The sequence below is a fragment of the Limosilactobacillus frumenti DSM 13145 genome (assembly GCF_001436045.1).
GTDB classification, from domain to species: Bacteria; Bacillota; Bacilli; order Lactobacillales; family Lactobacillaceae; genus Limosilactobacillus; species Limosilactobacillus frumenti.
Genome location: NZ_AZER01000024.1, coordinates 1 through 12,732, shown reverse-complemented (window position 1 = coordinate 12,732; position 12,732 = coordinate 1). Strand labels below are relative to the sequence as shown.

The following is a 12,732-nucleotide window of genomic DNA, read 5'->3' as shown; positions in this document are numbered from 1 at the left end:
AAAAGGTTAATTTCCAGCTTCTTCATTCATTTTAAATTAACGGTGACGAGCATGCTTACCAGCTTGATAACGAGCATGACCACGACTAAATAAACCATTGAACCAGTTAAACAACCAGCGGAAGTTAATTAGCACTGCTTCAGCCGCCAGCAGGAAAACAATCCCTAAGGCCAGGACTAAGAGTGATGGCCGGGCAAAGCGAAACAAGTCGCCCATCATGGTAACAGCGACGATGAAGCCAACCGCAGAGACCGCAATAATAATTCCCCGCAGCCAAGTAAGCGGCTGGGAAAGGTAAATTAACATTGCGATACCGACAAAGGCCATAATCAAGGCGGAGACCGTCGAAATATCACTATCGCCAATGTCAAACACTTGTCCCACTGTCATCAGGAGGCCAATTGCAAAAACATCAACTAACGCAGCTGGCAAAGCATTCAACATAACGGTCCGGGTAAAGTGATCATGGATCCGGGTATGGTCAGGTTCAAAGGTCAACAGATAACCAGGAATACCAATCATAAAGGCGGAGATCAACGAAATCTGGGCACTCTTTAATGGATAGGACATGGCAGTAAAAATGGTAATCAGGGCCATTAAGAACGAGAAAATATTCTTAATCAAAAAGAGGCTGGCGGAACGCTGAATATTATTGACCGTCTGCCGACCCTCATCAACAATCCGAGGCATCATTGAAAAGTCGGAATCCAATAGCACAATTGATGCGGCATTCATGGCGGCGGAAGCGCCGGTCGCCATCGCAATTGAACAATCAGCGGTCTTCAAAGCCAAAATATCGTTAACCCCATCCCCAGTCATCGCTACAGTGTGCTGTTGCGCCTGTAAAGCCTGGACCAGTTGCTGCTTCTTAGCTGGGGTGACCCGACCAAAAATCGTGTATTTCTGGGCAGCATCTTGTATTTGCCGGTCAGTCTTTAATTGCCGGGCATCAACGTAATCAGCAGCGCCTTGGATATCAGCCTGCTTAGCAACCGCACTAACGGTAACGGGGTTATCACCAGAAATCACTTTAATCGCCACATCTTGGTGCGCAAAGTAGTCGAAAGTTGCCGGGGCATTTGCTCGGACCGGATTTTGTAAAATAATTAATGCTAATAACTCAATCGGTTTAGGGAGCTTGCTTCCAATAGCCTGGTCGGTTTTACCAAATGCTAATACCCGTTGCCCACCGGCAGCAATTTGTTGAATTTGTTTAGCATATCGGTCAAATGAATCTTTCAGCAGGTTCTCCGGCGCACCAATCGCATAAACCGCATGGTCATAAACCAGCGCACTATATTTATTTGCTGATTCAAATGGAATGATCCGCGCTGCCGGTTGAATAGTAGATGGTTGCGGGAAATACTTTTGTAGAGCAGCCATGGTCGCATTATCTGCCGCTAATTGGTGAACTTGTTGCCCAATGAGTTCTTTGAGGGCTGTCTCTTGGATGGCGTGCATGGGCAGCACTTGGGTGACCTGCATGTCTGGTTCCGTAATCGTACCGGTTTTATCAATGCACAACGTATCTACACGGGATAGTTGCTCAATACTATGCATATCATGAATCATGACCCGATGGTGGGCTAAGCGAACAGCGGATGTCGCTAAGGCAACCGTGACCAGCAGGTATAAGCCCTCGGGAATCATCCCAATAACTGCCGCGACCATTTCGCTGATAGCCACCGAGAACGAATGATGATTAGTGACCATTGATTGATACACCATTGCCATCCCTAAAGGAATAATCAAGATGCCAATCCAATTAACGATCCGGTCAATCGCACGAACCATTTCTCCCTGGTCATTACGGTCAGTTTGTTTAGCCTTAGCAATCAACTGGGCAGCATACGTTTCGTCACCAACTTTGGTAACCCGGAGCATTCCATCCCCAGCGATAACGTATGAACCCGAATAAAGAGTATCACCTTGTCCTTTACTAATTTCATCCGCTTCACCGGTCAGAATTGACTCATCAGTGGTTAGGTGACCATCAACCAATTGGCCATCAACGGAAATCTGATCGCCAGCATGCAAATAAAGTAAATCATCTCGGACTAATTGGTCCACCTTAATATGATGATCTTGGCCATCACGCCGCACCGTTACTTGCAGCACGTTGACAATCGTTAGTTTGCGCAGGGTCTTCTGAGAACGCCACTCTTGAAAGATCCCAATTACCGCGTTCGCAATCACCACTGGCAAATAAAGAAAATCGCTAATCGTATAATGGTGACCAATTAAAATCAGCACCGTCACAATCAGGAAAATTAAGTTAAAGTAGGTCATCACATTGTCATGAACAATTTGGCGGAATGATTTCTCTCCGCTTGTCTGGTGATGATTGACCTGGCCATCATTAATCCGCTGTTGAACTTCTTGAGTACTTAAGCCATCCATAATTTACGCTCCCGTAATTAATGCTTTAAGTTCATTTTATCATTCTCCATCCAATGTCATACTGATTAATAAAAAACGACCATTGGTCATCCAAATGACGAACAATGGTCGTACTAGTTTATTTCATCTGTTGATAACGGACAACCAGGCGGTCCAAAAAGCTAGTCCAATTTCGATGCATTGGCTCACAATCAATATTAGCAATCTCGTCAGCAGATTGCACATACTGGTACTGTTATGATGCTGCACATCAGCACCCATCTGCTGGATTAATTGTTGATATGCAGATGGGGACATCTCCATGTGACACTGTAATCCATAAGTTAGCTGACCATACCGAACAATTTGCCGCGGACACCCGGCACTTGTTGCCAGAACCGGGGTATGATCATTAGCTCCTGGCATATCATTATGCCATTCTCCTAAAAGCGCTCCGTCTTGGAACCCTTGCAGTATTGGGTCTTATTTACCAGCCGCATTTAAGTAAACGGGGACCGCCCCTTCTTCTTTATGCGGACTATGTTCATAAGGAATTCCCAAAGCTTCACCAATGAGCTGGGCACCAAGTCAAACACCCACAACCATGCGCTGCTGGTTAATAAACGCCCGAATAGTCGCGCGTTCAGCTGAAACACTGGTCAATAGTTGTATGGGGATTTTGTGGTCCGCCTAAAACTACTAGCATATCTGCTGTCTGCGCCAAGTTTCCTGTAGGTTTCTGATGATGACAATCAATTATCTCTGTTTGGTAATGGTGCATCTGGGCCCATTCCAGGAAGTAACCAGGAGCAACATAAGGTTCATGCTGAATAAAACATATTTTCATGATTATCCTTTCAGTCAACGGCAAATATTGTTTTAGGAATCGCCTGCAAGTACCTATGATGCGAATATTATACAACGCTTTCAATAGTTGTTAAGCATCATTACTAAATTATGTTACTGGCATTTACTTATCAGGATCTCCTGCTTTTTCAGTGAAATCTTATCAACTTGGTACCCATAATCAAGCAGTTCATGCTTGTAATTGAGAAATGAATGGTCTAAGGGAACGCCCGCCAACTTGGTAACTTTGGCAAAAGGAATAACCAAGTGTTCTTGGTGCGATTGGGCAATAGCTTCCCACAGGTGATTATACTTACTCATGAATGAACTCCTTTCCTGGCAATCAATCCGCCGACCTAACAGGAATCCGAATAACCGTTTTCAGATTAGCTGGCTTCGTACGTCGTGGATCGGACAAATAGATCTCATGGTGATGCCGCGTTGCAGAATAGTCTAATTGAAGACTTTGTTGCTCGACAAACTGGTACATCTTGGCAATTGTTGCCGGTTCATCATCATATGGACCAAAATGCATTACCTGCACACACTGTCCTTCATTGACTGGTAATAATTCAACCGGTGAAAAATCGAGTTGTTTTTTAGTGGTTGCTTCATGAACCGCCCATTGAAAAACATCTGGGGTGACAAAGTCGGGCATCCGAATGCAAGAAATAAAGTGGAATTTCTCCTTATGTTGATAGTCAACCCCTTTTACTCCAGGCTGCCACCAGAATCCTTCCAACGGTGGAACCACAAAGTCAAAGTAATTAGCTGGTTGGTAATCGCCCATTTTGCTCATTTTAATGGTGTAAGCCAATGAATACAGTAACTGAATAGAATGCTGGTACTCACTATCCGGCATGTTCGGATCACCACTACCACGAACGGCTAAATAAGTCATTTGAGGAACATCAATTCGAGCTGGTCTCTTACCCGGCCGATAAAGTGCTTTTTGTTCTTTCTTAAAATCGTAAGCCATGACTAACTCCTCCATTACAATTGAACCTTAATAACCGGGTTGCCCCACTGTTTTAGCAATTTTAATAGACCCAAAATAGGTAAAATCACGGTTTGCCGGTTCGTATTCGGGTGGCACCCAATCTGATCATGATGGTCAATAACATCTTGATCAAAAATCACGGTAACTTGATGATCCTGGTCGTTGATTAAGTTCATCGGCGATACGGCACCAGCATAACTACCCAGGTACTTTGTTAGATCAGCATCCGAAGCAAACTTGAGCCGGGATCCATGGACGATCTGCCGTAACTGCTTCATATCAAGACGCTTATTTTCATCAATAACGACTAAATAAAAGCCATTGCTATTCTTCAGAAAGAGGTTCTTGGTCCGGGCAAATTCATAACCCTGGACGTATTTGTCTGCTTCTTCAGCTGTATATACCGGGGGATGATCAATTACCTGGTATTTAACTGCCGCTTGGTCAAGAGCACCGAGAACTTGATTAACCATCAGATCACCTTCTTACAATAGATTCTACTATTTTATGGCCGGTTAGTAATTAATTTTTAAGATATTGTGGTAATAAAGCGTTGGTCGCTAATTACACAGTTCGACATATGATTGAGAAATGACATCGCATCATTACAGCACAAAAGGTAAATGCTAAAATAGAAGTAAGTTAATTATCTGGAAAGGAGGAGTCCAGATTGGATAGTAAGATTGTTGCCCGCCCCTTAGTCACCATCTCAAATGTTATTTGGAGTTTTAATACAGAATTGCACCGGCCACAGTTATTGTTAATTAAACGGGCCGATGAACCATTAAAGGGCAAGTGGGCATTGCCAGAAACTCTGTTGCGTAGTCATGAAAGTGCTGATGCGGCGTGCATTCGCTTGATTGCTGATAAGATTGGCCTCCAGGTGCCGATGAGTTCCACTGAACAATTGGCTACTTTTACTGATCCCAACCGGGTTGCTGGTAGCCGGGCCTTATCATTAGCCTACATGACTTACCTGCCTTCGACGCCCAAGCTGCATCCGGGCTATGGGGCAACTGACGCCCAATGGTTTACCTTGAGTGCTGATCAGCACCAATATGTAATCAGTCACGATCGGCAGCAATTCATCCTAACGACACCTTCTGACCTCGCGTTTGACCATGTTCAAATTATCAACACCGCGATCAACCGGATCAAAAATAAGCTCGATTACCAACCAGGTATTCTCCACATTCTCGGTGATTCCTTTACCCTGCGTCAGGCCCGGGAAGTCTTTGCAGCGTTCTTAGGAACCACCCCCGATAAAATCGATAATTCCAATTTTAAGAAGACCCATAACCACCTGTTTAAGGAAGTCGGCACCGCCTCATTGCAACACTCAGGACGGCCACCAAAGTTATTTAAGCTAAATTGTTAATTTTATAAACTTGCATTTTCAAAAAGAGTATCTATACTAGACGTAAATAAAAGTCAAAGATACTTTTATTTTTACGATAATTAAAGTACTTTTTTACTTAAAAGAAAGTGTGGATAATATGGATTTACAAATGTTAACCGACCTTTATGAATTCTCAATGGCAAATGGCTATTACGCCACCCTGCCCCATGATCGTCAGGCCCGGTTCGACGTTTTCTACCGCCGGGTTCCTGATAACGGCAGCTTTGTTATTGCGGCCGGTCTCCAACAAGTAGTTGAACAAGTTGCTAATTGGCATTTTTCTAAGGAAAACATTGAATACCTGAAATCATTAAAAGAGTTCAGTCCTGATTTTCTGGACTACCTCAGCAAAATTAAAAACAGCTGCACTATTCAAGCGCTCCCTGAAGGTACTCCAGTATTCCCACGAGAACCAATTATCTCCATTAGTGGTCCATTAATTGAGGCCCAACTCTTAGAAACTTTCGTCCTCAACATTATTAACCACCAATCATTGATTGCCACTAAGTCATGGCAGATTAACCATGCCGCGCAAGGACGGCCAATTATGGAATTTGGTGCCCGGCGTGCGCAAGGACCGGATGCGGCCACTTATGGTGCACGGGCAGCCGTGATTGGTGGTTGCACCAGTACTTCAAACTTGCAAGCAGCTAGTCAATTCCACATCCCCGCAGCGGGAACAATGGCACATGCCTGGGTGGAAAGCTTCCCTGACGAACTCAGCGCCTTTCAAGCATGGGCAAAAGTTTATCCAAATAAAATTTCCCTACTGGTTGATACGTATGATGTCCTTAAATCAGGGGTTCCAAACGCTATTCGGGTCTTTAAGCAGGCTCGGGCCAATGGTCATGAACCAGTGGGGATTCGAATTGATTCCGGGGATATTTCTCAGCTTGCCATTAAAGCACGCCAGATGCTTGATGAAGCGGGCTTCCCAAAGGCTAAAATCACTGCTTCTAATGCGCTTGACGCCCACGTTGTGAAATCACTGCTGGACGAAGGAGCACCAATTGATAACTTTGGGATTGGTGAGCGCTTGATTACTAGTTCTTCTAGTCCGGTCTTAAGCGGCGTTTATAAATTAGCGGAAGAAGAAGTTAATGGTAAATGGATCCCGACGATTAAGGTCAGTGATAGTCGGGAAAAGGTCACTATTCCAGGCAACAAGCAGGTTTACCGGATTTACAGTAATGACCAGCCAAATAAGGCCATTGCCGATGTCATTGCCCTGGCTGATGAATCCATCACTGCACCGCTCAAGGTTGTTAACTCCAACCCTACCGCAACTAATGCCAGTCAAGTCTTAGCCAACTTTACCGCTAAGCCACTATTAAAGACCTACTTAACAGCGGGCCAGCCAGCCAAAGTGGAAACGGATGTCTTTAAGATTCAACAAACTTCCCGGCAATTGCTCGCTCAATTACCAGAAGCAAGTAAGCGGCTCGTCAACCCTGATCGCTACCCAGTTTACTTAACTGCTAAGTTAGCTGACCTCCAGGAACAATTGATTACCAAAGCCCAGTTTGCTGAGGAGAATTAAAATGGCCAAAGCATTATTAATTATTGACTACACAAATGACTTTGTCGCTGATAAGGGATCCCTAACTGTCGGTAAACCAGCCCAAGCGTTAGAGCAACCCATCATCAGTTTAGCTAACCAGTTTCTTAAAAATAAGGATTACGTGATTCTGCCGACTGATGGTCACTTGAAAGATGATCATTTCAATCCTGAACATCGCCTATACCCACCCCACAACATTATTGGGACTAAGGGACAAGAATTGTATGGCAAGGTTGGCCAATGGTTCCAACAAAATCAGACTGATCGCCACGTCTATAAATTTAATAAAAACCGCTATTCCGCTTTCCAGAATACTAATCTAGACAATTATTTACGGGAACGGCGGATTAACGAAGTCTGGATCTGTGGAGTATGTACCGATATCTGTGTATTACACACGGCAATTAGTGCATATAATCGTGATTATCAAATTGTCATCCCCCAAAAGGCAGTCGCTACTTTCTCCGAACTGGGAGCAAAGTGGGCAATGGGACACTTCAAGAATGTTCTTGGGGCAACGATTCGTTAATGTAAAAGGAAGCATCTAACAATGAGTTTTTATGGCAACCAAACTGAAAGGATGGTTGAATCAGCCACTCCAGGTATTCATTTGCACACAATCACGAACTTAGCTGAAACTCCACAAGCAAATGTAATCATCGTTCATGGCTTATCATCATATGCTAAAAGTTATGACCCCTTCGCTAGTTTTCTTGTTAAGCATGATTGCAACGTTTTTCGCTACGATCAGCCTGGTCATGGAAAGTCAGAGGGACCCCGGGGATATATGGATTCTTTAGCTGACCTGTATGAAAATTTACATGTAATAGTTAAGAGGACCAAAACGGCTTATCCAAACCTCCCCTTATTTGTCATTGGTCATAGCATGGGTGGCGAAACAGTCCTCTTATACGGCATAAAGTATCCACAAACAGTTGATGGATTCGTGGTAGCTGATCCAGTTTCCATTGTTAAAGCACCAAATTCTTGGAGTAAGGGATTAACAGGCGACCCTAAGAAACAATTACCTAACGTGTTAAGTACCGGACTTAACAGTGACGCACGAGTAGTTCATAGAATTCAAAATGACCCTGCTAATCTGCATCACTTGACAGTTGGAATTTTGCAGAATGAAATTAAGGGAGCTTACTTCCTTCGGGAACACTTAACTGACTTTAAGGATCCACTATTGTTTTTACAAGGTCAAAAAGACGGTTTGATTGATTATCATGATTCATTAGAGGCTTACGCAATGATTGCTTCTAATGATAAAGAACTTCACGTCTACTCTTCTCTGATGCACAATATTTTTGACGAGCCCCGACGAAAATGGGATATCTACTCAGAAGTCGTCCAGTGGATTAATCGTCATCGATATTGACAAAACTGCTTTGAAATTATAAAAGAGACGCAACGAATGACACTTTCGTCACCGTTACGTCTCTTTTTCATATGGTTAATGACCCTAATGAACAATGGCCTTCTTTAACAGATATCCACATTGTCCTGCACTAACCACCGTTAAGCCGCTAATAAGTCCCAGGTTGTTGTCCCGCAAAACAAATGCAATGATGATTCCAAGAATCAAAATCGTCCCCAACCACAAGTAACTGCTTTTACTTAACTTCCCTGAGTGGTGATAAACCTGATTGGCCAACAAACAACCGTCATAAACAATTAAACTCAATGACAAAAAACTCCAGAGAAATAGGCGGGAAACGGATGAAATCGGCAAGTAGTCAAGACCCGCCGTTAATGATAACAACGCAATGATCATAAAGACATGCGAATACATTAATACAAAGCCCCGGCTCCGTTGATGATGGTTAATTAGGAAATCACTTTGAATAACATACGTGCCAAACAAAGTCGCAAGAAACAGGAACAGGATAATTGAAAAAGGGTTCCACAATGGACCCGTAAAGTAGCGGGTCACATTAACAAGGGTTTCACCAAAAGTAATGATAATAATTAAACTGAGGCGCTCTACTAAGTGCGGAAAGTTCACCTGTTCAGGAAGAAATTGATGGTAAACCGCTAGCGGCATGATGAAGCCAATCAGTCCGCCAAGAACACACAAATTAATACCATAATTGTAACCAACCATTAATCCAGCAAAGACGGCGATAAATTCCAGCGTTAAGGCAATCATAAAGGCGCATAAATCCGGATTGCGGAGGGGATGCTGGCCAGAGCCAAACAAATATTGCCCCAGCAGACTAGCAACAATCAAGAGGACCGCTTCATTAAACGGCCGGAAGGTAATTGACCAATCCGTATTGATATTGTTGGCTAAGTAAGTCATTGCAAACATGCTAATAAGGAGTCCAATGGTATCGATGGTTCGACTGCGCCCAAACCGATTGATATAGAGTGCTTGGTACAGCCATATCTGCATTACGATGATGATCACGATAATAAATTCTAGATAAGGCACCATCGGTAACCCACCCGCCACGGGATGATGAATCATCGCCGTAATCTTCGAAATAGCATAGACAAAGATCAAATCATAGAACAGCTCCAGCATGGAGACTTTTTTTGCAATAATGGTTTTCACAATCGTCTTCTCCCTAATATTATTCAAATAGTGGCCTCGCCCATTCTGAATAACAGAATAATCAAGGCAACTAATTATATTTAAAATGGACGGCAGTTAACTAAAAGATTGTCGGTACCAGGCCACCATCTAGCCGTAATGCTTCGCCAGAGAAAGATGAAGAATATGGGCTGGCAACAAACGTCGTAAAGCGGCCAACCTCTTCTGGTCGAATCAGACGTTGAATTTGTGAAAGTGGCCGGTGGTGTTTCATAAAGTCACTTTCCCATTCACTCTCTGGAAGGTCACTGTCTTTATACATATCAACCAACATTTGTTGAACCCCTTCCGTTAAGGTCGAACCAGGCATAATGGTGTTAACAGTCACATGGGTTCCCTTTGTCAATTTGGAAAGGCTCTTAGCTAACGATAAGTTCATCGTCTTCGTCAGGCTGTATTGTGGCATTTCACCAGATGGCATGATAGCTTCTTCGCTGGCGATAAAAATTATTCGGCCAAAATCCTGGTCCAACATATAAGGTAGGTAAAACTTAGCAAGGGCATTGCCAGAGTGGAAGTTGACATCAATAAAGTGTTGCCAAACATCTTCAGTGATATCAAAGTACTCCATAGGCTTAAAGATTCCCATGTTATTCACTAAGATATCTACTTGAGGTACTTGTTCAAATAACTGTTGGCGCTGGTCAGCGTCAGCAATATCATAGGCCGCCCCTTGCGGATTAGTAGCGGGGTATTGGGCCTGAATTTCTTCAACGACGGCATCGACGGCTGCTTGTTTACGACCGTTAATAATAACATTGGTCCCCTCTTTAGCCATTTCGATGGCGATGGCCTTACCAATCCCTTTTGTAGAGCCAGTAATTAAAGCAGTTTTTCCTTTTAAGCCGAGTTCCATTATCATGTCCTCCTGGAATTTTTTAATATTATAGCATGATACTTACTTTTTACAAGTGCTGGTTAAATAGAACTCTTTTATTTTTTGTTTTTATCAATTCGATTAATTGTCAATGGGTATTTCTTATCCAGTTTGGGAGTAATAAATTTAAAAGTTAATCCCTTTTTCAAAGGCCCCATTATCATCCATGCACCAATCCAAAGCATCCCCACGATTGATGACAAAACCTCATTATCCTGAATTAGTGGGAAAATACAACCCCAAACCAGCATAACTATAATAAAGCAAAGCAAGAAGTGTAAAGCTTATTGAAGGTACTATATTCTTCGCGCCGCTGGTGAAGCTGATACTGTAGCTGTTCATCTGCGGACTGAATCTTTACTTGTTGCTGGTCAGAATCAGTTTTAGGAAATAAATCACCTACTTCTACCCCTAACGCACCAGCAACTAGATTAAGAGTAGAAATACTAGCATCTTCACCAGCTTCTAGTCTTTGAATTGTTCGTACAGATACCTTGGACTTTTCGGCAAGTTGCTCTTGGGAAAGGTGTTTTGCTAACCGAATTTGTTTGATCTTATTATTTACCATTGGACTCACCTCATTTACTCTTTGAATTAAGGATACGCGTCTTTGCTAAGATTAACCACGTCATTGAGCCGACATTAACCCGCCAAAGATGTGTCATGACCCCGACAGTATGTTCTTAGAATTATTTCCTGGGAAATTAAATGAACACCCATAAAATCACCCTCTAGAATTAACACTTATTTAAAGCACCGAGTTCTAGAAGGTCATTATTTTCAAAATATCAATTTACACTAAATGAAAGTAATTGGGCAGTTCTTGGTTAAGTGCCTCTTCATTGACCTAGCCAAAGTTGATCCTTCCAGGTCGTTGGCGCCGCCAGTGTCTTCAATGATCATTTGGCCTAGCAGGTGTCATTAAACGGTGGTTAATTAATAATATTCAATGGCTCTTCACCATCAGCAACCCGCTTTAAGTTGTCACGAAAGAAAACGTACCGTTGCTCATGAAACTTAACCCCATCCGGTAGTCCCGCAGTATGTGGTGTCAAAATAACGTTAGGCAGTTTACGCAACGGACTATCTAATGCGAGCGGTTCATGTTCAAAAACGTCCAAGCATGCTCCAGCAATCGTATGTGATTGCAACGCACTAACAAGCGCCGGTTCGTCAATCAATGCACCCCGGGCGGTATTAACAAGTAAAGCAGAAGATTTCATTTGAGCAAGTGTTTGAGCGTTGATCATATGATAGGTCGCTGGAGTAGCAGCAATATGTAAGCTGATGATGTCACTATTGGCATATAAGGTTGATAAGTCAACGTTTTGTACTCCTGCTAGTTGCCGGGGATGGCGATTGAAAGCAATGACGTGCATCCCCAGAGCCTGGCCGAATGTTGCCAACTGTTGACCAACGTGACCAAGGCCAATAACCCCCAATGTCTTACCATGGAGTTCCCCACCGGTATAGGCAAGCTTGTCGGTAGTCGTTGGGTGCTTCATGTAGTGATCAAGGTACGGGATATTTTTGTACCAACTAAGAATTAAGGCTAAGGCATGCTCAGCAACAGCATTGGCATTCACTCCAGCAGCGTTGCAGACAGTGACATGGTGGTCGACTGCCGCAGCGAGGTCAACATTATCATAGCCGGCACCAGTTTGGATAATCTTAAGCTGTGGTGCTCGGTCAAAAACCGTTTGGTCGACTGGGACGTGTTCGGGGATGATCGCTTCGGCAGTAGCTAAGTATGGTTGAGCTTGATCGGGCGTAACAATGTGGAGCTGCCAGTCGTTTGAGAAGACAGAATGGATCAATTGCTTAGTTGTGTCAGGAAAGTGGCCAATGATAAGGACGTTCATGTTAGAAGGCTCCTTTGATTTTGTTTGCATTTATTATGAAGGGTGCAAAATAAAAAAGCCAGCGGGGAGGCTGACTTTATTGAGTGAATAAAATAGTTTATAAAAGTTGTAACAGTTCATCGATGTATCAATTGTAGTATTTATGTAGCATCGACATGCCACGAGCTGTTGTGGCTAATTACACATTCTGAATTAACCGCTATGCTAAC

At 43.2% G+C, this 12,732-nt stretch carries 14 protein-coding genes; 4 read left to right on the top strand and 10 right to left on the bottom strand.

All coding sequences use genetic code 11. The features are described 5' to 3' along the window. Positions 1 to 36: 36 nt before the first annotated feature. The 6 genes from FD27_RS07525 to FD27_RS07500 form a co-directional block, all read right to left on the bottom strand. Positions 37 to 2,400, bottom strand: a complete 2,364-nt coding sequence (locus FD27_RS07525; protein ID WP_057752157.1) for an HAD-IC family P-type ATPase — start codon at positions 2,398 to 2,400, stop codon at positions 37 to 39. Between the two features lie 123 nt (positions 2,401 to 2,523). Beyond that, a complete protein-coding gene (locus tag FD27_RS07520; RefSeq protein WP_057752155.1) occupies positions 2,524 to 2,805 on the bottom strand; it encodes a hypothetical protein in 282 nt (93 codons plus the stop codon). Positions 2,806 to 3,022: 217 nt separating this feature from the next. Continuing rightward, on the bottom strand, positions 3,023 to 3,226 hold the full coding sequence (locus FD27_RS07515; RefSeq protein WP_057752152.1) for a hypothetical protein: 204 nt from the start codon (positions 3,224 to 3,226) through the stop codon (positions 3,023 to 3,025). 113 nt (positions 3,227 to 3,339) lie between these two features. Then, positions 3,340 to 3,546 (bottom strand): hypothetical protein, encoded by a 207-nt coding sequence (locus tag FD27_RS07510; RefSeq protein WP_057752149.1) that lies wholly within the window; start codon positions 3,544 to 3,546, stop codon positions 3,340 to 3,342. 22 nt (positions 3,547 to 3,568) lie between these two features. Continuing rightward, a complete protein-coding gene (locus FD27_RS07505; protein ID WP_057752147.1) occupies positions 3,569 to 4,204 on the bottom strand; it encodes a GyrI-like domain-containing protein in 636 nt (211 codons plus the stop codon). 14 nt (positions 4,205 to 4,218) lie between these two features. Continuing rightward, entirely contained in the window at positions 4,219 to 4,698 is a 480-nt protein-coding gene (locus tag FD27_RS07500) for a prolyl-tRNA synthetase associated domain-containing protein (protein WP_057752144.1), read from the bottom strand. A 197-nt stretch (positions 4,699 to 4,895) separates the two neighbouring features. Between FD27_RS07500 and FD27_RS07495 the strand changes: the two genes are divergently transcribed. The 4 genes from FD27_RS07495 to FD27_RS07480 all read left to right on the top strand — a co-directional run bounded on the left by FD27_RS07495 (position 4,896) and on the right by FD27_RS07480 (position 8,566). Continuing rightward, the gene (locus FD27_RS07495; protein ID WP_057752141.1) at positions 4,896 to 5,603 is read left to right on the top strand and encodes an NUDIX hydrolase; all 708 of its coding nucleotides are present in this window, start codon (positions 4,896 to 4,898) and stop codon (positions 5,601 to 5,603) included. 118 nt (positions 5,604 to 5,721) lie between these two features. Continuing rightward, entirely contained in the window at positions 5,722 to 7,164 is a 1,443-nt protein-coding gene (locus FD27_RS07490) for a nicotinate phosphoribosyltransferase (RefSeq protein ID WP_057752138.1), read from the top strand. Between the two features lies 1 nt (position 7,165). Then, positions 7,166 to 7,714, top strand: coding sequence for a cysteine hydrolase family protein (locus FD27_RS07485; RefSeq protein ID WP_057752134.1), 549 nt, complete (start codon positions 7,166 to 7,168; stop codon positions 7,712 to 7,714). A 21-nt stretch (positions 7,715 to 7,735) separates the two neighbouring features. Beyond that, positions 7,736 to 8,566, top strand: a complete 831-nt coding sequence (locus FD27_RS07480; RefSeq protein WP_057752131.1) for an alpha/beta fold hydrolase — start codon at positions 7,736 to 7,738, stop codon at positions 8,564 to 8,566. 84 nt (positions 8,567 to 8,650) lie between these two features. Here FD27_RS07480 and FD27_RS07475 read toward each other — a convergent pair whose 3' ends face one another. The 4 genes from FD27_RS07475 to FD27_RS07460 all read right to left on the bottom strand — a co-directional run bounded on the left by FD27_RS07475 (position 8,651) and on the right by FD27_RS07460 (position 12,523). Then, entirely contained in the window at positions 8,651 to 9,745 is a 1,095-nt protein-coding gene (locus FD27_RS07475) for a low temperature requirement protein A (RefSeq protein ID WP_235803032.1), read from the bottom strand. A gap of 100 nt (positions 9,746 to 9,845) precedes the next feature. Next, positions 9,846 to 10,640 (bottom strand): SDR family NAD(P)-dependent oxidoreductase, encoded by a 795-nt coding sequence (locus FD27_RS07470; protein ID WP_057752128.1) that lies wholly within the window; start codon positions 10,638 to 10,640, stop codon positions 9,846 to 9,848. Between the two features lie 274 nt (positions 10,641 to 10,914). Further along, positions 10,915 to 11,229 (bottom strand): helix-turn-helix transcriptional regulator, encoded by a 315-nt coding sequence (locus FD27_RS08965; protein WP_235803031.1) that lies wholly within the window; start codon positions 11,227 to 11,229, stop codon positions 10,915 to 10,917. Positions 11,230 to 11,593: 364 nt separating this feature from the next. Next, on the bottom strand, positions 11,594 to 12,523 hold the full coding sequence (locus FD27_RS07460; protein WP_057752125.1) for an NAD(P)-dependent oxidoreductase: 930 nt from the start codon (positions 12,521 to 12,523) through the stop codon (positions 11,594 to 11,596). Between the last annotated feature and the right edge of the window lie 209 nt (positions 12,524 to 12,732).